This window comes from Psychromonas sp. SA13A, assembly GCF_011378715.1.
Taxonomy (GTDB): Bacteria; Pseudomonadota; Gammaproteobacteria; order Enterobacterales; family Psychromonadaceae; genus Psychromonas.
Genome location: NZ_WTKU01000002.1, coordinates 209,662 through 232,207 on the forward strand (window position 1 = coordinate 209,662; position 22,546 = coordinate 232,207).

Consider the following 22,546-nt stretch of genomic DNA (forward strand, 5'->3'; position numbering starts at 1 on the left):
TCATTACATGATTAAAAATATGTAAGTTATAATTTCATTATTTACCTAAAGATTCGAATATGTCTAAACCATTAAATCAAGCTGCCACACTTAAATATCTTTCTGCGTACTCACCACAGGTGCAAACTCAAATACAGGCACTACTCGAGCAAGATAAATTAGGGGAGTTTTTATTAAAAAAATACCCTGAACAACATAATATTAATAATGATAAATTATTGCGTGATTATGTAATGGATATTAAAAATCGTTATTTACGCAAGTCATCGCCGCTGAGTAAAATTATCTATGATAAAAAAATCCATGTAGTGAACAACGCACTGGGTTTACATACTTTTGTTTCAAGAGTACAGGGTAGTAAATTAAAAAGTAAAAACGAAATTCGTGTGAGCGAAGTTTTTAAAGTGGCGCCTGAACCTTTTTTAGAGATGATTGTGGTTCATGAATTAAGTCATATTCGTGAGAAAAATCATGATAAAGCTTTCTACCAATTGTGTGAGCATATGTTGCCGGATTACCATCAATTAGAGTTTGAAATGCGCTTATATCTAACGCAGTTGGAGTTCAAAGGTAGGATTTACTAGTTTATCTTCAACACTATCATAGTGTTCCGATAACAGAAGGCTAACTTATTTAGTGAGTCAGATTCAACTAAATGAAGCTAAATGAAATGCTGCTAATTTACCGCTTAGTCACTCGTTCTCAAATGATCTTTTAATTGCGCCATCCCCTGATCTATTGTCACTAATGCTTGGTAGTTAAAGTCTTGTTTTGCCGCTCTTATATTAAAGTAATGGCTGGTGGAAAGTTGCTTTGCTACAAAACGAGTCATGATTGGTTCATTAGTATTGCCAGTGCGTAAGTACCACCATTCTAATAGTGTTCCAACTACATAGGCAAGGCGACTCGATACTCTGGCTGTGACTTTTGGTAAGTTAGCTGCTGATAATATATTATTAAGTATATCGGCCATTAAAATAGGCTCATCGTTACTTAAAAAATACGCTTTTCCAGCACACTGTGAGTTTTCTTTATTCAATTCTACTGCAGCAAGTAGATGGGCATAAACGGCATTATCAATATAAATAGTATCCACCAATTTATCTATTTTCCCCACTAGTTTTAATTTACCTGCCTTAGCACGCTCAATTACTCTAGGCACTAAATGTGGATCGCCAGGTCCCCATATAAGATGTGGCCTTAAGGCAACTGTTTTTAATTCCGCTGTATTTTGTTGCAGCACTTTCTGTTCAGCGACGGCTTTTGATAAACCATAAAAATTGAGAAATTGTTTTGCATAGGGCTGTGATTCATCAATATTCGCTTCATCTTCGCCATTAAAAGTGACACTAGGTGTACTGGTATAAATTAGTCGTTCAATGTTGTTTATTCGACATGCTTCAATAACATTGTCAGTGCCTATTACATTGGGTTTGAAGTAACTTTGTTTGTTTCCCCATACGCCGGCTTTTGAGGCAACATGGAATACAAGAGAGCAGCCTTGCATTGCATTGATCAATGATTGTTTATCCTGCAAGTCACCTTGAATTAATGTTACACCAAGTGCTTGTAAATGCGGGTATTGACCACGAGCAAACCCAACGACGTTAATATTTGCTGCGCGTAAGCAACGGCATAATGCTGTCCCTAAAAAACCACCTGCACCGGTAACGAGTACGCAATCAACCTGCTCGCTAAGCTCTGTTAGAACAAGTTGTAGCTTCGGGTGAAGCTCAGAAAAGAGAAGGGGAGTTATCGCCATAATTTATCTCATTGTCGCTAGTATTTGGCTAAGTGTGCCGTATTGAATCTACTCAATTTGTTGCTGTGCCCATAGCGCTAATTTTTCTCTGAATATTTTAGCATTATGGCGAATATCCATGGGAAATTTTTTATGGATATAAAACAACTCAATACCTTCTGTTTGTGTATGTTGTTTAGCTATCTCTTGTAATTCATGAAATAAACGAGCTGAATCATAAGTATTACTGTTTTCAACTTCGATGCAAACAGCCGGAGTGACTTTTTTATCTATAACTACAGCCACTAATGCACTTCGTTTAATGCTTTTATGTGTATTAAATATGCGCTCACAGGGAATTGAATAGTAAGGTTTATTACATTCACGGTGATTAGACAAAACTTGATGGGCTTTGCGACCACACATCCATAATTTACCTTGGTCGTCCAGATAACCTAAATCGCCCATACGGTGACGCACACTATTACCATCTTTAATTTTAGCCTGTGTTGTTGCTTGCTGACGATGGTAATAGGCTGAACTGACCTGTGGACCTTTTACTACAATCTCACCTATTTCAAAGGGGGCTAATATTAACTGATCGTACCATGTATTTATGTTTTGCTCAGTGTTCTTAATGATTTTTATATCAACATGTTCAATTGCATTACCCACACAAATTCCACCACCTTGTTCGGTAATATTAGTTGTGGTTAATAATTGTTGGCTACCGATTTTACTGATTGGTAATGATTCTGTCGCACCATATGAGTTAATCACTTCTGCATCATCACTTAACATGCGACTAAATAGATTAATTGCGTCTAAAGAAGCGGGAGCTCCAGCAGAAATAACACGCTTAATAGTAGGTAAATTGTGTTGTTGTTTCTGTCCTGCTTGGCCTAACACATCTAATAAAGCGGGGTTTGCAAATAGATTACTACATTGATATTTTTCGATAGCGGCAAAAATATAGTTTGGATTAGCTTTAATGGGTTGACTGGCATCCATCTCAGGTACTATCGATGTCATTCCTAACGCGGGGCCGAATAGTGAAAATAATGGAAAAGTCGCTAAATCTGCCTCACCCGGTTGAATTTGGTAATCATTTTTTAACACACTGATTTGCGCTTCAAACATGCTATGGCTATAAACTACACCTTTAGGCGTTCCTGTGCTACCACTAGTAAATAAAATAGCAGCTAACTGATGGGGCTTAAGTTGATGCATTGAGTAGGGTTTAGCACGAGGATACTTTTTTAATAAACTTGATAGTTGAATACCACCAAAAATGGCCGGACCATTAACATTAATAACGTGTTTAATGGTTTGCTTGCCCCATGAAAAAAGCAATCGTGCGAGATGTGCTTTTGGGATGCCGATAAAAGCATCGGGTTGCGACTCTTCAAAGCATTGCTTGAGATTCTTAACCCCCATTCCAGGGTCAACTAAGATGGGAATAATACCTGTTTTGAAGAGAGCAAAGGTAAGGTTAAAAAATGCGATACTTGGAGTAACCATTAATACCGCTTTGTCACCTGCTTTAAGCCCTAAGCCGTTTAGTGCATAAGCAATATCATCACTTTGTTGGTGTAACTCAGCAAAGCTTAGATGTTGATAAGTTAAGCCTTTTAATGTCTTTTTTTGTACGCTAACCGCAAGGTTTTCAGGAAACTCTTTCGAGGCTGTCACTAAGTGGCGGCACAAGTTTCCTTTGTTTTTTTGGTTTTTAGTGCTTTTTTTTAATGACTTACGTGCATTGTACATTTATGGGTTCTTATCCATAAATTTTTTCACTATATCGATCACTTCATGACTTGCGTCTTCAAGGATATAATGCCCGCAATCGGCGAACTCGTGTACCTGTGCGTGTGGCATTTTTTGTTTCCAAACACTTAAAAAATGTTTATCGAAAACAAAATCCTGCAGTCCCCAACAAATGACAGTCGGAATATTCTGAAATTGTTGTAAACCTGCATCAATACTTTCCACTAACTTATAGTTACGATGGTGTGGTAATAACGGAATATCTTGCACAAATCTTAGTGTTGAAATACGATTTTTCCATGAGTTGAAAGGAGCAACATAGGCTTGACGAATGTCATTAGGCATTTTATTACGTTTTACGCCTACGTATGAAGCGGCAGAGGAGAAGGCATTAAAGCCACGCACAAGTACCGTACCTAAATACGTATTTCTACAAATCCATAATGGGATAGGGAATTTTTTAGATTTTGGTAAATTAAACGCAGCTGTATTTAAAATAACTAAACGTTTAATTCGCTCTGGGTGACGTGCTGCATAACCCATTCCGATCATGCCTCCCCAATCATGTACGACTAGGGTGATATTTTTTTTTATATTAAGGCTATCCAATAAGGTTTCAAGGTCATCGATGCGTTGTACCAAGGTATAGTCATAGTCTTTATCCGATGGTTTGTCTGATAAACCACAACCGATATGATCCGGAACAATACATTGATATTGTGCACTTAACGCGCTCACTAAATTTCGGTAATAGAATGACCAACTAGGGTTACCATGTACCATCACAACCGGTTCGCCAGAACCTTCATTTAAGTAATGGTACTTTTGACCATTTAGATCTAGAAAATTGCGTTTGAAGGGCAATAAATTATCAAGACTCATGTTACCACTCCAATCCAAGCATCATACAATTCAAACCACTGCCTATTCCTAAGAAGCTGACATTGTCACCTTTTTTTAGGAATCCTTGTTCATCTGCTAATGCAGCAGTAACCGGCAGTGAGACGGTTCCCATGTTACCGAGGTATTGATAAGTCGGAAATTCTTTTTCCACGGGAATATTTAATGCAGCAAGTACCTGCTTTTGATTGGCAGAACCAACTTGGTGACAAATCACCTTATTGACGCTGTCTACTGTCCATTGTTGCTGTGTTAAAAAATGTTGCCAAGTATCAAGTGCTAAGGCGACACCTTCTTTCAGTAATGGGACTGCATTAGTACGCATAAATTCTCGGTGTAATTTAAGACCCACTTCTTGTAAGCCCCATTTACATAAATCATGATGTTGTGGCGCAGAGAGGTGGCTAGCACCTAATAGTTTATGTTGACGTTGGTTATCTAACTGCAATGAACCATCGGTCAGCAATACTGCTACCGCACCAGATCCGCCAGTTAAAGTGGCCAATGATTGTGAAAAGTTTTGAATGGTTGGGTTAGAAATCATGTTGTCGATAGTAATATCTACAATATGCCTTGCGGATTCGCACGAGACAACTAAACCGGCTTTTATCTGGCCTAATTCAATACGGTTTGCGATGTCCAAAATGCCCGATAACACACCTAAACATGCGTTACTAATATCGTAAATAGCGGTACTTTTATTAACACCAATTTCAGCAGCGATACGACAAGCTGTAGCAGGCTCATGTTGATCGCGACATACTCCCGTATAAACAACTGCTCCAATATCTTCTACATTAATGCCTGTTTCATTTAAAGATTTTTTTGCTGCTTCAATGGCTCCATCTGATAAGCGATGATCGCTAGGCCACCAACGTCTATCTTCAATGCCCGTTAACGCAGCGAGTTGACCAGCTGGTATACGTAATTTTTGATATAAAGGCGCAAGACGAGCTTCTAGATCTTTACTTGAAACGACTTCTGGGGCTAATTCATAAGCCATACTATTGATATAAACGCGGGAATATTTCATTAAGTTGTAATTTTTCTCATTAATGCTTCAAAAAGGACCAATTTAATCAACCCTTAAACCGGAGGCGTAGGTTACCGTATATTCTGAGTTTAACAAAGTCCAATCCTAAACTGACTTCTAAATACTGTTAATTTTGATGAAAATTAGCTAGTTTTAAGCTTTTAACGGTTTGTTTTTGCTTATATAACTTAACCATTGACGCGGAATTTTCATTTTTTCATCAATATAATTAGCAACAGGTAAGCTTTCTTTGTTTATTTTGCTTACTAAAATCTCTGCTAATAAAGGGGCACTGCATAAACCTCGAGAACCTAAACCTGTCAATAGGTAAGCATTAGGTAGCGATGCTATAGGGTAGGTGAGAGACTCATTCATCTCATAACTTTTTTTCAGGCTATCATAATCGCTTAATTCACCTACATAGGGGAAATGGTCTCGGGTTGTACAGCGGATAGCGGTATGGGCTTGATCATTTAACACAATATTATCTACCCATGTTTTGTCAGTAATACACTTTTTCAATTTTTGGTGATTATCGTTTTGCTCTGTTTCACGATAAGCCGTATCACTATCATGGCGCTTAAATGTCGCGCCCATACAATGTTGCGCCGCTATTTCAGGTGTTAAATAACCCTCATGGCAAAGGGTTCGTTTTAACGCTGTCAGTTCAGGTGTCGAGTCGATATGGCTGACTTGACCACGCGCAGCGGAAAGAGGAACGGCTCTACACTGTTGAAAATTAAGTGAATCAAAACCAGCCGCAATCACCAGAGTTTGATGTTTAAAGGTATCTGTATTTTCTGTTACGTTCTCTGTTTGGCTCTGCTCTGGGGTTGTCTGTAGTGATATATCTAAGGTATTTTCAGGTAGGGCATTTTTTGAAATACTAGTACGCTTTCTTTTTAATATCCATTGCTCATTATCATTTGCATGCTGGTTATAACTAATCTGTTCAATATGATGATTACAATGAATAGTGACATTGTCATATTCAGCTAATAACTGCGCTAACGAGTTTATTAACTGTCGAGGGCTCAACCATCCTGCTCGTGGATAATATAAAGCAGGGTGGTCAATTTCTAGACCTGCTAATTGGTTTGTTGAGTTTGTATCTATCCAATGCACTAATTGTTCAGGCAAACCTGCTTCTTTTATCTTTTGTAATTTTTTCGTCGAGCTTGAGTCGTATGCGAGCTGAATTAATCCATTAAATTGATGTGAAAAAGGATGATGTTGATTAACTTCATGATAAAAATTCAAAGCGAACTGATAGGCATTACTGAATAATTGTCCAAGTGCATCATGTTGTCCATTCAAAAGAGGATATAAGGCTCCTTGTAAATTACCAGACGCGCCTGTGCCTAATGTTGACTCCGCACAATAAACAGTTACTTTATGATCGCGTTTTGCTAATGCAAGGGCGGAGCATAATCCTGCAATACCACCCCCAATGATAGCGATGTCATCTGCTTGCTTGGGGGTTGCTCTAGTTGTTCCTGTTGAGAACGCTACATGGTTATCAATGGGATTCGCTTCAGGAATATACCCTACAAGCATTTCACGTTTTTTCCCGTAACCTTTTCGCTTTTGCATAATAAAACCGGACTCGTTCAACGCTCTTCTTACAAAACCTGCCGCAGTAAAAGTGGCTAATGTTGCTTGAGGGTTAGATAATGCTACCATTTTTTTAAATAATGCTAGATGCCACATATCAGGATTAGTGCTGGGATTAAAACCATCGAGATACCAAGCATCAGCAATACCATTGTGGGTATTACTTAGGTTGTCGATTTGTTCATTAATATCACCAAACCATAAATCCAAAATAATATTGCCACCATCAAAGAATAATCGATGACATCCGAGTAGTGGCATCGGATATTGCACCACAAGAGATTCAAGCAAGTTGCTAAATTGTGGCAATTTTTTAAGGCTTAACTGAATATCATTGCTAGTAAGTGGGTATTTTTCAAAGCTAATAAAATGTAAACGTTGCAGTGGTTTTTCTATATTGTTTTTTTTGAAATTGATGAATTGTTGCGCACTATTAAGAAAGTTGAGACCCGAACCAAAGCCAGTTTCTACAATACAGAACTGTTTTTGCTTAAAATTAACCCATCTGTGAGCTAAATGGTTGCCTTCAAAAAAAACATATTGAGATTCGCAGTGACCTTGATTATTATTAAAATAGATATCATCAAACATAGTCGAATATGGCTCTGACTGATCTGACCAGTTAAGTTGTGCATGCTTAATTATATTGTTTTTGGCTTGAGACAAGTTATATTCCTCTATATATGCGATCATATTTCATAACAGTCAGGTTGATTTAAGAAAATTGGTTTACTTTTGATGATCATATAATTAGTCCCTCAAGCAATAAAGGCTTAATAATGAAAAGAGCAGTAATTACAGGTATCGGTATTGTTTCTAGTATAGGTAACAATAAAGAAGAAGTATTAGCATCACTTAAAAGTGGCAAGTCAGGCATTACATTTTCTGAACAATTCAAAGAAGTTGGGATGCGTAGCCAAGTTTGGGGTGATTTAAAAATAAATCCTTCAGAGCATATTGATCGTAAAGTAATGCGTTTCATGGGTGATGCAGCTGCATACACTTATTTGTCAATGCAGCAAGCAGTTGCAGATGCTCAATTACCAGAAGACATGGTTTCTAATGTACGTACTGGTTTAGTGACAGGCTCAGGCGGAGGTTCTTCAAAAAACCAAGTTGATGCATGCCAAATTATGAAAGACAAAGGCGTTCGTCGTGTTGGTCCTTATATGGTACCGCGTACGATGGCGAGTACTACTTCGGCTTGTGTAGCGACACCATTTAAAATTAAAGGTATCAACTACTCAATGAGTTCTGCTTGTGCGACAAGTTCGCACTGTATTGGTCATGCCCTTGAACAGATCCAACTTGGCAAACAAGATATTGTTTTTGCCGGTGGTGGTGAAGAGTTAGATTGGACAATGGCTTGTGAGTTTGATGCAATGGGCGCTCTTTCAAGTAAATATAATGAAACACCAGATAAAGCATCTCGTACTTATGATACAAAACGCGATGGTTTTGTTATCTCTGGCGGCGGCGGTATGGTTGTTGTTGAAGAATTAGAGCATGCCCTTGCTCGTGGCGCTAAAATCTATGCTGAAATCGTAGGTTACGGCGCAACGTCAGATGGTTACGACATGGTCGCGCCATCTGGTGAAGGAGCAATACGTTGTATGCAACAAGCACTTGCCACAGTTGAAGGTAAAGTTGATTACTTAAATACTCATGGTACATCAACCCCTGTTGGTGATGTTAAAGAGTTAGAAGCAATTAATGCTGTATTTGGTAACGATGCTCCCAAAATTAGCTCAACTAAATCACAAACAGGACACTCATTAGGTGCTGCGGGTGTTCATGAAGCAATTTACAGTATATTAATGATGGAAAATGACTTTATTTCTCCTTCTTGTAATATTGAAGAAGTTGATGAGAAAGCGCTTAACTTGCCAATCGTTAAAAATAAATCAGAAGCTGCTAAATTAGATATCGTTATGTCTAATAGCTTTGGTTTCGGTGGAACTAACGCAACATTAATTTTTAAACGTCATCAATAAAGTTTAATATTGTAATTAAAAAAGGAGCCTAGGCTCCTTTTTTTGTTTTACTAGTTTGTTAAAGCACTTAAGCTCAGCGTAGTTTTTGCTTATAGGCCATTAAAATAACTTAATTTCACTTATTTTTACTTAACTTGGCTCAATGTAACCTGACGGCTAAGAGTGGTTGTAATAAATGATTTTTTAAAAAGCAAAAGCGAATACTGGTTACTTCAATTCAAGATATGATTTGTACAAATTAAATTGGTTAAATGAATATGAAAATTTATATTGACGAGAATATGCCGCATGGCAAAGATTTCTTTAACAGTTTTGGGGAAGTCATTACTTTCTCTGGTCGTAATGTAACAGCAGAACAGTTAAAAGATGCTGATATCTTATTAGTACGTTCAATCACTAAGGTCAATGAAGGCTTACTTGCTCTGAACGAACGTATTCAGTTTGTTGGGACTGCAACTATCGGCACAGATCATATTGACCAAGCGTATTTAAAGCAACGTAATATTACTTTTAGTAGTGCGCCAGGCTGTAACAAAATTTCGGTTGCGGAATATGTACTTAGTGCTCTGTTAATTTTAGCAGAGCGTAAACAGTTTGTATTAAATGATAAAACAGTGGCGATTGTTGGTGCTGGTAATACGGGTAGTGCGGTTTACGAGTGCTTAACGGCAGTTGGTGTGGCTTGTAAATTGTATGATCCACTACTACAAGCTGCTGGTGATCAAAGAGAGTTTTGTGAGTTTGATGATGTTCTCGCTGCTGATATTATCTCTTTGCATGTGCCAAAAACGATGGATGGCGAGTATAAAACATTTCATCTCTTTGACCAAGGTGTACTTCAGAAGTTGAACTGTGAACAAATATTAATCAATGCTTGTCGTGGTGAGGTAGTTGATAATCAATCTCTATTATCACTGGCACAACAAGAAAAGGCCCCCATATTAGTATTGGATGTGTGGGAAAATGAACCTAATATAGAAAAAGCATTATTACCTTATGTTGAACTTGCAACGCCACATATAGCCGGTTATAGCTTAGATGGTCGTGTACGCGGCACTGAAATGTTATACCAAGCACTTAACCAACATTTAAATGTATCGCCAACTTTAAATAGTCTTGATTTTAAAGATAAAGCAAATATTACCGAAATAACTATTTCGGCTAGCATTAGTGCAGAATTGTTAAAATCTTTAGTACATTTAATATATGATGTGCGCAGAGATGATGCGTTATTTAGAGCAAAAGTAAATGATCTGAATGGCTTTGATCAAATGCGGAAAAATTATCCTGAGCGTAGGGAATTATCTACATTAACACTTACTTTAATAGATACTATTAGTCCTAGTTCGAAAGCAATTGATTTAAACAGAATCGGTTTTACAGTAAATAAAAAATAAAAGGTCGACATGAACAAAGAATATAACATTGCACTCATTGGTGAAATTGATGGTTGTATAGAAGCAACACTGGAAGTACTTTTAAAACGTGACTTCCCAATTAATAACCTGTTCCCTCTCAGTATTGGTGAAAGCGATACAAACTCGGTGATGTATTCAGGCAAGCCTGTTGATGTTATTGAAATTGAATCTTTTGACTGGGAACAAGTGGATATTGCTTTATTTCTTTCTGGCCGTGATGTTGCAATGCAATGGATACCTGTAGCTAAAGAGCATTGTGTCGTGATCGATATCAGTGGTTATTATTTAGAAGATCCAGCTGTGCCATTAGTGCAAATGGGAATTAATGAAGATGATATTACTCGTTATAGCGAGTCAAATATTATTGCGATCCCAAGTCCTGAAACAGCACAATTAACGCTGGCTATTAAACAAATCCATCAAGAAGTAGGTATTAAACGTGTCACCGTTGCTGGATTTCAATCAGTTTCTTGTATTGGTAAAGATGGCGTCACAGCATTGGCGGGAGAAACGGCACGATTATTGAATGCTAAAGGAATAGAGCAGCATAAATTTAAGCAACAAATCGCTTTTAATGTTGTTCCACAAATTGATGAGTTTGATGAAGATGGTATTGCTTTTTCTGAGCTACGTTTAATGGCTGAAACAAGACGTTTACTAAATGACCCTGAAATGGTGGTGTCGACAACACAGGTTGTTGTACCTATGTTTTATGGTTGTTCGCAAGCGGTTCATGTTGTAACCCATTATCCTGTTGAGCTGAGCGAAGTTGCAAATGCGCTACACCATAGTGACAACATTGTATTATCAGAATCAGTTGGTGATTACGCTAATATGATTGATGATGTAGTCGGTAATGTTGAAGTTCACGTGGGGCGTTTACGTAAAGATACCTGTGATGCTGCTGGTATTAATATGTGGGTTTGTGCTGATAATGTTCATTACGGAATTGCAACTAATGCAGTGTTAGTAATGGAAAAACTAGCTTTCACCTATCTATAAAGTTGTAGTAATTACGTTAAAGTGGGCTAGATCTCAATTCTAGCCTTATTACTTGCTTTAAACATCTTCTATTACTTGTCCTAGTTTATTATATAGTCATTATTATTCAGCTTTTCCTCACAAGGAACGTTTATGAAGCGCATTTTGCTTAGTCTAATTTTCTGTTCTCCATTGTTATTCAATGTACCTCTTGTACAAAGTGTTGATTTAGTTGGTCCTAATGATCAAGACCAATTAACACAACCCGCTGAAACAATTCAAGTACCTTTGTCAAATACTACATCTACACCGGCCACTTCTCCGGTAATTTCAAAGTATGGACCTATCTCTTCTCGTGAAACTTTGTGGTCTATTGCGTCAAAATTGCGTCCCGATTCGAGTGTGTCTGTATTTCAGACTTTAGTGGCTATATACAAAGCAAATCCCAGTGCTTTTTATCAAAGTGACATTAATAGAATTATACCTAGATCGGTGATAACAATACCGAATAAAGCCTTTATAGCACAACAAACGAATAAAGAAGCAGAGCAGTTATTAAGACCACGTAAACCTGCACCAAAAGTAACAAAACCAGTTGTTAAAAAAGAGATAATTGAAACTGCACCCGTTGAACCGGTGATTACACAGACTGAAAAATTACAAACACAAGTCAACGAAGATGAAACTAATAAAATTGAGGCTGAATCAACCGAGGTCGTTGAACCTGAAATTATTGATCAGTTAAAAAAAGAGGCGTTAGATAAAGCTTCTGCTTTAGAAGCAAAAAATCAGTTGTTAGTCGATCAAGAAAAAGAGTTCCAATTATTGAGCGAACAACTAATAGTTGCCACAGAAGCCAATCAAAGTTTAAAACTAAAATTACAACCATTAACGGATCAAGTTAATAGCCTTGCACAACAAGTAGAGGAAGATATTGCCACTCAAGAAGAATTACAGGCAATAATTGACCAATACCGCCAACAAATAGAAGCTTTTGAAGAGCCTCCTTTTAGTGGCCCAGGTTTATTGAATGAAATATTACGGACCATGACTGCTTCTATTTCAAGCTTAATGCTAACAATTTTAGCCCCTTTATTATTCCTGATTGCTGTTTTCTTAATTTTCTTACGTTTAAAGTCTAAACGAGAGCTTGCATCAAGAGAGCAAGAGATTGCGGAGTCGACTTCTATTCTGATGGAAGAAGATGGTCAGTTTGATTCTTTATTAACAGATGATCTGGATGAAGATGAGGTAAACGAAGAAATCAGTAATGATATCGAGTTCACTGAAGATGTTGAGCTTGCAGCAGTTCCTCTCGAAGCTGAACCGCAGGAATCAACAGAAGATGAAAGTTCACTGATCGCAGAAAGTGATAGTGATTTCGATATAGTTGATAGCGAGACTATTAATGATAATGAAGTTGTTGATGAAAGTGAAGTTGTTGATGACAATGAAGTTATCGACCTTGCTAGCTCTGATGATACTGAAATAGAAAGTTCAGTAATTGAAAATAATGATGAATTTACGCAACCTGAAACTAATGAAGATGATCCTTTTGGTATAGCAGAGTTAATTGATAGCGAAGATTTTGACATCGATTCTCTAATTGAAGGTAAAGAAGAGGTTATCGAGTTATCTGAAGTTGACCTTTCATTAGATGCTGACATTAACCAAGAAGATTTAGATTTAGCAGCTGAATGGGAAACACAACTTGCCGAAGGCGCTGACACTGAAAAAGAAATAGAAGAAGATGTCGCTACCTCTATAGCTGATACTGATACTGAGCAAAATGAAGTCGATACAGAAGAAGTCAAACCAGAAGATGTAAGTGAAACCGTAGACAATATCGATTCTCAAATAGAACAAGAAGCAGAAGTTGAATCTGAAGCTAAAGAAGACATTGCCAGTGAAGCAGTAGATGATATTGATGCACTGCTTGAGCAAGAAGCCGCTACTGAAATTAAGCCAGGAGCTGTAAGTGAAACCGTTGATGATATTGATCCTATTATCAACCAAGAAGTTGAAGCGGCGAATGAGACTGTTGTTGAATCGGCTGAATTAGCCGAACCAACTGAATCAGTTAAACAAGAAGTTTCAAGTGAAACCGCTGATGATATCGATGAACTGATCAATCAAGAAGTTGAAGCGGCCAACGAGACTGTTGTTGAATCAACTGAATCAGGCGAACCAACTGAAGCAGTTAAACCAGAAACTTCAAGTGAAGCCGTTGATGATATCGACGAACTGATTAATCAAGAAGTTGAAGCTGCGAATGAGACTGTTGTTGAATCAACAGAATCAACAGAATCAACAGAATCAGACGAGTCAAGTGAAACAGTTAATACAGATGACATTATTGACGACGATTTAAGTGAATTTGAAAATGTCGATCTTTCGACTTTAAAAAGTGTTGACCAAAGCATTTCCGAGTTAGATGCAGCAGAAGAAGCTCAAACTGATGTAGAGCAATTAAGTGACCAATCAGATGATGAAGAATCAGATGATCAAGTCGGTGAAAGCGAAGAAAATTCTTTAGCAGAACAATTAAGTCAGGGTGCCTTTGATGAGGACGTTGAATTACCTACAATAGATAAAAGTAAAGACGATGAATTTATTGATATCGACACATTATTAACAAGTAGTGGAGGCGATGTTATAAACGAAGAAGACTTTAATCTAGAGTTTGGTCTTGATGAATTCCCGGATGTGGTTGAATCATTCACCGAGTTTGATAGCGATGATGATGGTATGGCTGCACAGTTAGATTTGGCACGCGCTTATTTAGAAATCGATGAAAAAGAAGGGGCCAAAGATATTTTAAACAAATTATTAACCACTGCGTCAGATGATAAATTAAAAGAGGTTCAAAAATTACTTGCAAGAATTAAATAATATTTTTAAATCAATCGATTAAACAGATAAACTAAGTATCTTAATTATCAGGAAAGCTAAATTGAGCAAATTTTTTTAAACATAGCTCACTAGTCTTTTAACCCGATATTTGTCTATCTAAAAAGCCAGCATTGCTGGTTTTTTTTTAAATTGGAATAAATAGTATGCGACCAATTATTTTGGATGTGGAAGGGGTCTCTTTAACACCTTCAGAACAAGAATATTTAGCTCATCCCTTAGTGGCGGGGGTGATTTTGTTTACCCGTAATTTTGACAACATTGTGCAATTAAAAGAACTAGTGCAGCAAATCCGCTTTTATGCAAAACGCCAGATTATCATTGCTGTAGACCATGAAGGTGGGCGAGTGCAACGTTTCCGAGAAGGGTTTACATCGTTACCTGCATGTGGAGACTTATTAACGCAATCTGATGATTTACAAGTAGCTGTGAAATTAGCAAAAGCCAGTGCTTTTGTGATGGCCAGTGAATTACTAGCCTGTGATATTGATTTAAGCTTTGCACCTGTGTTGGATATTAACGGAATTTCTGATGTTATTAGAGAACGTAGCTTTAGCCAACACCATGATCAAGTTAGTTTAATAGCAAGTGCTTATATTGATGGAATGAGAGAAGCGGGTATGGCGAGTACAGGTAAGCATTTTCCTGGCCATGGTAGTGTTAAAGCAGACTCTCATATTGCATTGCCCGTTGATAAACGCAGTGAGTCGGAAATATTTAACAATGATATGCAACCCTTCATCGAGTTGATTAAAGCCGGTCAGTTAGATGCGGTCATGCCTTCACATGTTGTCTATTCTCAATGCGATGATTTACCCTGTGGATTTTCTGAGTATTGGCTGCAGAAAATCCTTAAGCAGCAATTAGGCTTTAAAGGCGCAATAATTAGTGATGATATTTCAATGCATGGTGCTAGTTTTGTAGGTGATCACCTTTCAAGAGCTAAAAGTGCTATCAATGCTGGTTGCGATCTTATTTTAGCGTGTAATGACACACCTGCCGCGATGCAAATTTTAGACGGATTAACATTAACTGATGATAGAAATAATGAATCACTAATTCTGTCGCTACTTGCACAAAAAAACAAACTTAAATTGCCCTTACAAAAGAACCAAATTTGGTTGAAAAATAAGCGCTTACTACTTGAATTTTCTGATCAAAGTTAAATACTGCTAAGCGAGTCTAATTAGTATTAAGCAAGGCTTGCACTCTGAAACAATTTACTTAGACTAGATTAAGCTAGTTTGTGTGCCGGTTTTGAGAGCATTTTTTAATTTAGGCACTAGCAATGAGATTTAGTTATACTACTAATATCACAATAAGACTTGCTCACTAATTTTTAAAAAATAAAATAACGTTAGCAAGCTTTATAGACTCAAAAGACAGATCGCTAAATAACAGTTAAGAATAATAAAGGCGGAATTTAAAAATGATCATATATTTACACGGTTTTGATGCGACGAGCCCTGGTAATCACGAGAAAGTGATGCAATTAAAATTCATTGATCAAGATGTTCGTTTTGTTCATTACAGTACTATTCACCCTAAGCATGATATGAGCCACATCCTCAAAGAGGTACATCAACATGTGCAAGATAGTGATGACAAATCTCCACTGATTTGTGGTGTAGGCTTAGGTGGATATTGGAGTGAACGTATAGGCTTTTTATGTGGTATTAAACAAGTTATTTTTAATCCTAATTTGCACCCTGAAGATAATATGGTTGGTCGTATTGAATGGCCTGAAGAATATTTAGATATCGCAACTAAATGTGCTAGTGACTTTAGAGAGCAAAATAAACCTAATTGTTTATGCATTTTATCTGCAACGGATTTGGTCAGAAACACCCAAATTGGTGATTATGAGTTATCGAATTATTACCCTATTATTGTTGATGATAAACAAAGTCATAAATTTTCTGATATTGCAGCTCACCTTCAGACAATTAAAAAATTCAAAGATGATTGATATATAATCGGTATATGTAGATATTTTGCACAGGATTTATCTACTCAATAAGTATAACATTCGCAGGCGTTAATCACTTTTTACGGTAATAATTTTACTTTTCCCAGCTAAAATAGCTTTCAAGTAACATTATTGACAATCAAACTATAAAATAAGGTGACTTGAGTCGCCTTTTTTTATAACCTTAAATTCTTAATAATAAGATCTAGGTCAGTTTTTTTACAAAAGAATACTTTTTGTCACAAAATAAGTTGTTTTTCGTAAAAAAATTAAATTATTGAGGTGGTTATGAAGAAAATAGTAATAGTTGGTGGTGGTGCTGGCGGGTTAGAGTTAGCAACTAAATTAGGCAATAAATTAGGGCGTAAACAAAAAGCGCATATCACGCTAGTGGATAAAAATAGTACTCACCTGTGGAAACCTCTTTTACATGAAGTTGCAGCCGGATCATTAGATGACGGTATTGATGCGGTAAGTTACCGTGCTCACGCAACTAACCATCATTTTAACTTCAAACTTGGCGCAATGCGTAATCTTGACCGCGTTAAAAAAACTATTTCAATTGACCCTTTGATAGATGAAGAAGGCACTATGATATTACCAGCTAGTGAAGTTGAGTATGATATTTTAGTGATGGCGTTAGGTAGTGTCAGTAATGATTTTAATACTAAAGGAGTGCGTGAACATTGCATTTTCTTAGACAGTCCACAACAAGCCAAAAAATTCCATCATCGCATGTTAAACAAATACCTACAGTTAGGAGTTCAAGAAACAAAATCTGTAAATGTTTCAATTATCGGTGCTGGCGCAACGGGTGTAGAGCTATCTGCGGAACTATATAATTCACTTAAACAAGTTTCTAGCTATGGGTTCTCACATATTAAAAGTGCAGATTTACATGTTAGCTTAATAGAAGCGGGTGATAGTATTTTACCTGCCTTACCTAAACGTATTTCAGCATCAGCACATCAAGAGTTACTAAAACTAGGTGTAGATGTACGTATTAATACTATGGTTACTGAAGCAAACTCTGAAGGGTTGTTAACTAAATCTGGTGAGTTGATCAAAGCAGATCTGATCGTATGGGCGGCAGGCATTAAAGCACCTGATTACATGAAATCATTGGCAGGTTTAGAAACCAATAGAATTAACCAGTTAATAGTTAAACAAACATTGCAAACTACCTTAGATAAAGATATCTATGCGATTGGTGACTGTGCAAGTTGTGCATTACCAAGTGGTGGCTTTGTTCCTCCTCGTGCCCAATCTGCTCATCAAATGGCATCGTTAGTGGGTAAAAATATTTTAGCTACATTGAATAATAAACCATTAGTTGATTATAAATATACTGATTACGGTTCATTAGTTTCATTAAGTAACTACAGTACAGTGGGTAGTTTAATGGGGAATTTAATGAAAGGTTCTATGATGATAGAAGGGCGTTTAGCTCGTGTTGTCTATATTTCCTTATATCGTATGCACCAAGTTGCATTACATGGTTATATTCGAACTGGCTTAATGACTTTAGTTGAACGTATTAACCGTGTTTTACGTCCACGCTTAAAGTTACATTAAATCTAAACTCTTAAAGTTTCATTATTTATTGCTAATGCGACTTATTTATTTTTAACGCTTTCAAAATAATAAAATGCCTCACTTTGTTGAGGCATTTTTGTTCATGCCTTTTTAATTTGTAATGTTAAAGCAATCTCTTAGTTGTTTACTTTTGAACAGATATAAACAACTCCAGGTAACCAACACTATTTGTAAAGATGCAGTGACTGAATAGGTAAAATGCATCATATATAAATAATATAACTGCAATGCTAAATCACTGAAAGTGGTTAATAAAATAAGAAAGAAACACCAAGGCCAACAACGTATTGCCCATTTGTCCTGTGCGTGACGACGTCCTGAAATAACAAAAATAAGTACTGGGAGTACGCCGACTGATAAGCCTAAATAGAAATGACTTTTTTCAGGATAAAAAATTTGGAGTAGTGTATTACCTGTTTGTTGTGAAGCGACAGAGATAATTAATAATACCCATGTCCTAGAAAGGAATAACAAAATAAATAACAGTATGGGAGGCGCCTTTAAATCACCGGATTCTGTATAATGATGTAATGCATATAAACGTTTTTTCATAGCTGACTCAATAATTTTTATCTCATTATTATTGAAAGTGCTGGTGAATACTAATAGGAATTGTTAATGAGCGAAAATAATCTAATTAAAAAACGCATTGCGATGGTCGGGCTAGGTGATATTGCTCAAAAAGCATACTTGCCGATCATTGCGCATCATCCACTAATAACGCCCGTACTTTGTTCTAGAAATATTAACACATTGTCATTATTAGCAGATAAATATCGAATTGAAGAAGTGTTTGATGATTATCAGATGTTACTTAAAAGCAAACCTGATGCGATAATGATCCACGCCGCAACATCTGCTCATTATCATCTCGCAAAGCTTGCTATTGAGCATAATATTGCAGTCTATGTAGATAAACCTTTAAGCGATAACATTCAGCAAGTTAATTTATTAATACAATTAGCAGAGCAATATAATGTTTTAATCTTTGTGGGATTTAATCGTCGTTTCTCCCCACTGGTGCAGAAAATTAAATCATCATTAAGTGAAAATGTTACTGCAAATAAAGATATCACAGTACAAAAAAATAGATTTAATTTGTCTGCTGCAGCTGAAACTTTTATTTTTGACGACTTTATACATGTTATTGATACTGTGCGTTACTTAGAAGGTGAGTCTAATTTTCATCCCAAAAATATAAATGTAATGGCTCAATTTGAATCCGATTCATTAGCAAATCTACAAGTATCGTGGCAGAGCCAATTTTCAATTGTGAATGCCAATATGAACCGTATCGCTGGAATCAATCAAGAAAGAATATCGGCAACCATTAAAGATAGTAGTTGGCAGGTTGACAACTTGAATGAAGGTGAGGTTTATCAACAACAACAATTCAAACGTTTATCGTTTAATGATTGGGAGCAAACTTTATATAAGCGAGGTTTCGTTTCATTAATTGAAGATTGGTTACAGCAACTACAGATTGGTTTGTTTAATAAAAGTATTGCTGAGGACATTTTGATCACGCACCAAATTTGTGATCAAGTATTAAAGCTGGTAAGCAATTTATCGCTGCACAAATAAGCCTTAACAATTTTGACTGACTGTGGAGTTAAAAAGTTTGCCTCACCATTACTTCAATAAGTGGTGATGAGACAAGTTTAAGCATGTTTTATTTTACGTTTAATCTATATTACATTGGGTACAGTAAATAAAATGGTTCTTTGGATCATTTAAGCGTGTAATGAAGTTGCTTTGTTTCTCTAAACTAAGCAAAGCTTCAATTAAAGGCGAAGATTGCATGATCGCTGACGGTAAAAAGCTAATAGATTGCGATAGCAATTTATTGATGAATAGCTGCTTTGGTGATATTTCAGGTTGGATTGATACAATATCATATTCACTTAATGACGCTAATTGTGCTGCTGAGTTGATCGCAGTTTGTAAATTTCCCAATTCATCAACTAAACCCAGTTTCAATGCGTCAACGCCTGTCCATACTCGACCTTGAGCGACTTTATCTACTTCCTGCACTGTCATATCTCGTCCTTCAGCCACCACTTCTAAAAAGTTTTGATAGCCGTGCTCGATGCCTATCTGAAAAATTTCAGCAAGTTGAGGGTTAAGAGGTTGAGTTATACCAACGTTAGCTAATGGACTGGTCGATACACCATCTTGATGAATACCTATTTTATTTAAAGTTTTATCAATAGTGGCAAACATACCAAATATACCGATAGAGCCCGTTAAGGTGGTCGGGGAGGCAATTATTTTATCAGCCGCAGAGGCTATCCAATAACCACCTGAAGCGGTTACTGACCCCATTGATACAACAACACTTTTTCCCTGTTCTTTTAATGCCAGTATCTGCTGACGTATCAACTCTGAAGCGGTTGCACTGCCTCCGGGTGTGTCCAGTCGAATAACAACGGCCTTTATCTGTTTATTTAAGCGGGCTTGCTTCAATAATGCATTAAAGCTTTTATCTGCAATCGATGTTGCATCGCTATTGCCTGAAACTATTTCTCCAGAACCATGAATAACAGCAATCTGATTGCTGCTACCGGTAAATGTATAAACTGGAGGTAAGGTTGACGCGTAGCGGTTATAACTAATTCGATTTAGTGGTTTATTCTCCATATCTGCTTTAATCGGTAAATTAGCAATAAACTGCTCATGATAGGCAAGTTCATCTACTAAACCTACACTAATTGCGTACTGTGCGCCGTCGCCAGAGACTGCTTGTAATTGTTGTTTAAGCTGAAATAAAGTTGGGTTGATGGATTGTGTAGTTAAAGAGTCAATATTATTTCTTTGTACTAGCACATGGTCGATATAACCCTGCCACAATTGATCCAACCAATGTTTGTTTGCATCTTTACTGAATTGAGACATTTTTGTTTCAGTAAAAGGTTCAACAAAAGATTTATAAGTACCGACTTTGAAAATATGCGGTGTGATTAATAGTTCATCTAGTAAGTCTTTAAAATATAAACGATTAACGGCATAACCTTGTAAGATCACTAATCCATTGGGAGCAAGCGTTATATGGTCTGCATAGGCGGCAAGATAGTATTGCGTTTGGCTATAATTATCTGCATAAGCGTAAACTGGCTTACCTGACTTCTTGAACTCATTGATTGCTTCACCAACATCCGAAAGTTGATCTAAACTACCTGATATTAATCCGCTAAGCTCTAACACTAGACCAGTAATTTTTTCATCTCGTTGTGCATGTTGAATTGTATTAATTAGTGTTTGTGTTTCGAATTCTTGTACCTGCTCTTGTTCAGTACCGGTTAGTTGATCGGTTATTTTTTGAGAAAGATCTGCAGGTTGTTTTTGCTCCACGATATAACCATTCAAGTTTATTTGCAGATAAGAGTTATCGGCAACATAGATTTTTTCTTCTGTATCGTTGAATGAAACAACAATTAACAAAACGATAAAAATAAAGATGGTATTAAGTATGATTAAACGGAGGTAATTAATCAGTTTAAATAATTTTCTAAAAAGCTGGTTAATAAAGCGAAATATAAAAGCCATAGCTGATCCTTCAAATGCAGTGATGATTAATGTGAATTGAGAGAAAAAGGTGAGTGATAGTAAATTAGGTCACACTGATATTGCTCTTATAAGGTAGTTATAATAAACGTTTTTTAAGTTAAAAGTGCAATAAAGGTAAGATGTTAGATAACTTTTGGTAAATGGTTTGGTGCTTATGCGGCCCTGTAAATAATTCTGCCTAATAGCTGATCATTGTTGTTGCTTAAAATTCACCGTTTGTGCGTTATAAGTTTTACAAAGGGGACAAGCTGTTTGACGTAATTTCTATATTAAATTAATGGATTTTTCTTTGTTAATAATTGTCCATACACTTAATGAAATTGATATAAACACAGATAGGAACTAATAGTAACTATAAAAAAGCACCAATTATTTGAATAATTAGTGCTTTTTTAGCTAAAGTTTCTTCGCTAATTAATGCTTGGCCAATTTAAGTGTACTTAAATTAGTTAGTATTAGAAACTTGAAGTATCAACAAATAAACCTACTTTTAGGTCTTCTGCTGTATAGATAACTTTTCCATCTACTTCTACAACACCGTCAGCAATACCCATTACAAGTTTACGCATAATTAAACGTTTCATTGTGATGCGGTAGGTTACTTTCTTCGCGGTAGGTAATACTTGGCCTGTGAATTTTACGTTGCCTACACCTAATGCACGTCCTTTACCCGGACCTCCGCTCCAACCTAAGAAGAAGCCAACTAGTTGCCACATTGCATCAAGTCCTAAACAGCCAGGCATAACAGGGTCATTAGGGAAGTGACATTGAAAAAACCATAAAGCTTTATCAATATCTAATTCAGCAATTAATTCACCTTTACCATGCTCTCCGCCATCGGAAGTAATAGAAATAATGCGATCCAGCATGAGCATGTTATCAACAGGTAGTTGACAGTTGCCTTCACCAAATAGCTCACCTTGACCACATTTAATAAGTTCTTCTTTGTTGTAAGAGTTTTTACCCAACTCTTTTTGGGATACGATTTTAGTCATAATCACTTTTCTTAAGATAATTGATAAGGTGAGGTATTAAAGAGGAAATTAACTTAATACC

The 22,546-nt window shown here is 36.6% G+C and carries 17 protein-coding genes; 9 read left to right on the forward strand and 8 right to left on the reverse strand.

The genetic code is table 11. The features are described 5' to 3' along the window. Positions 1-59: 59 nt before the first annotated feature. Entirely contained in the window at positions 60-584 is a 525-nt protein-coding gene (locus GQR44_RS03565; RefSeq protein WP_166369333.1) for a M48 family metallopeptidase, read from the forward strand. A gap of 104 nt (positions 585-688) precedes the next feature. On the opposite strand, the gene oleD is transcribed toward GQR44_RS03565, so the two are convergent. From oleD to mnmC, 5 genes are all read right to left on the reverse strand, one after another. Continuing rightward, positions 689-1,762 carry a 2-alkyl-3-oxoalkanoate reductase gene (oleD, locus tag GQR44_RS03570; RefSeq protein WP_166369335.1) on the reverse strand — a complete coding sequence of 358 codons (1,074 nt, stop codon included), beginning with the start codon at positions 1,760-1,762 and terminating at the stop codon, positions 689-691. 48 nt (positions 1,763-1,810) lie between these two features. Continuing rightward, positions 1,811-3,508, reverse strand: a complete 1,698-nt coding sequence (gene oleC, locus GQR44_RS03575) for an olefin beta-lactone synthetase (RefSeq protein WP_166369337.1) — start codon at positions 3,506-3,508, stop codon at positions 1,811-1,813. Beyond that, entirely contained in the window at positions 3,509-4,390 is an 882-nt protein-coding gene (locus tag GQR44_RS03580) for an alpha/beta fold hydrolase (RefSeq protein WP_166369339.1), read from the reverse strand. 1 nt (position 4,391) lies between these two features. Then, the gene (locus GQR44_RS03585; RefSeq protein ID WP_166369341.1) at positions 4,392-5,441 is read right to left on the reverse strand and encodes a 3-oxoacyl-ACP synthase III; all 1,050 of its coding nucleotides are present in this window, start codon (positions 5,439-5,441) and stop codon (positions 4,392-4,394) included. A gap of 153 nt (positions 5,442-5,594) precedes the next feature. Beyond that, a complete protein-coding gene (gene mnmC / locus GQR44_RS03590) occupies positions 5,595-7,721 on the reverse strand; it encodes an FAD-dependent 5-carboxymethylaminomethyl-2-thiouridine(34) oxidoreductase MnmC (protein ID WP_166369343.1) in 2,127 nt (708 codons plus the stop codon). Positions 7,722-7,834: 113 nt separating this feature from the next. Between mnmC and fabB the strand changes: the two genes are divergently transcribed. The 7 genes from fabB (at position 7,835) to GQR44_RS03625 (ending at position 17,902) form a co-directional block, all read left to right on the forward strand. Then, positions 7,835-9,049: a beta-ketoacyl-ACP synthase I gene (gene fabB, locus GQR44_RS03595; protein ID WP_166369345.1), complete on the forward strand. Its 1,215-nt coding sequence runs from the start codon at positions 7,835-7,837 to the stop codon at positions 9,047-9,049. Positions 9,050-9,306: 257 nt separating this feature from the next. Further along, the gene (locus tag GQR44_RS03600; protein ID WP_166369347.1) at positions 9,307-10,446 is read left to right on the forward strand and encodes a 4-phosphoerythronate dehydrogenase; all 1,140 of its coding nucleotides are present in this window, start codon (positions 9,307-9,309) and stop codon (positions 10,444-10,446) included. Between the two features lie 9 nt (positions 10,447-10,455). Then, on the forward strand, positions 10,456-11,469 hold the full coding sequence (locus GQR44_RS03605) for an aspartate-semialdehyde dehydrogenase (RefSeq protein ID WP_166369349.1): 1,014 nt from the start codon (positions 10,456-10,458) through the stop codon (positions 11,467-11,469). Between the two features lie 132 nt (positions 11,470-11,601). Next, on the forward strand, positions 11,602-14,340 hold the full coding sequence (locus tag GQR44_RS03610; protein WP_166369351.1) for a FimV/HubP family polar landmark protein: 2,739 nt from the start codon (positions 11,602-11,604) through the stop codon (positions 14,338-14,340). A 164-nt stretch (positions 14,341-14,504) separates the two neighbouring features. Continuing rightward, positions 14,505-15,524 carry a beta-N-acetylhexosaminidase gene (nagZ, locus tag GQR44_RS03615; protein ID WP_166369353.1) on the forward strand — a complete coding sequence of 340 codons (1,020 nt, stop codon included), beginning with the start codon at positions 14,505-14,507 and terminating at the stop codon, positions 15,522-15,524. A gap of 263 nt (positions 15,525-15,787) precedes the next feature. Beyond that, on the forward strand, positions 15,788-16,327 hold the full coding sequence (gene ycfP, locus GQR44_RS03620; protein WP_166369355.1) for an alpha/beta hydrolase YcfP: 540 nt from the start codon (positions 15,788-15,790) through the stop codon (positions 16,325-16,327). A 288-nt stretch (positions 16,328-16,615) separates the two neighbouring features. After that, positions 16,616-17,902: an NAD(P)/FAD-dependent oxidoreductase gene (locus GQR44_RS03625; RefSeq protein WP_205962951.1), complete on the forward strand. Its 1,287-nt coding sequence runs from the start codon at positions 16,616-16,618 to the stop codon at positions 17,900-17,902. 111 nt (positions 17,903-18,013) lie between these two features. Here GQR44_RS03625 and GQR44_RS03630 read toward each other — a convergent pair whose 3' ends face one another. Further along, positions 18,014-18,475: a DUF2919 domain-containing protein gene (locus GQR44_RS03630; protein ID WP_166369357.1), complete on the reverse strand. Its 462-nt coding sequence runs from the start codon at positions 18,473-18,475 to the stop codon at positions 18,014-18,016. A gap of 66 nt (positions 18,476-18,541) precedes the next feature. Between GQR44_RS03630 and GQR44_RS03635 the strand changes: the two genes are divergently transcribed. Continuing rightward, positions 18,542-19,507 carry a Gfo/Idh/MocA family oxidoreductase gene (locus GQR44_RS03635; RefSeq protein ID WP_166369359.1) on the forward strand — a complete coding sequence of 322 codons (966 nt, stop codon included), beginning with the start codon at positions 18,542-18,544 and terminating at the stop codon, positions 19,505-19,507. A gap of 99 nt (positions 19,508-19,606) precedes the next feature. Here GQR44_RS03635 and sppA read toward each other — a convergent pair whose 3' ends face one another. Further along, positions 19,607-21,469 carry a signal peptide peptidase SppA gene (sppA, locus tag GQR44_RS03640; protein ID WP_166369361.1) on the reverse strand — a complete coding sequence of 621 codons (1,863 nt, stop codon included), beginning with the start codon at positions 21,467-21,469 and terminating at the stop codon, positions 19,607-19,609. A gap of 476 nt (positions 21,470-21,945) precedes the next feature. Beyond that, positions 21,946-22,485 carry a bifunctional 3-hydroxydecanoyl-ACP dehydratase/trans-2-decenoyl-ACP isomerase gene (fabA, locus tag GQR44_RS03645; RefSeq protein WP_028870135.1) on the reverse strand — a complete coding sequence of 180 codons (540 nt, stop codon included), beginning with the start codon at positions 22,483-22,485 and terminating at the stop codon, positions 21,946-21,948. Positions 22,486-22,546: the final 61 nt, after the last annotated feature.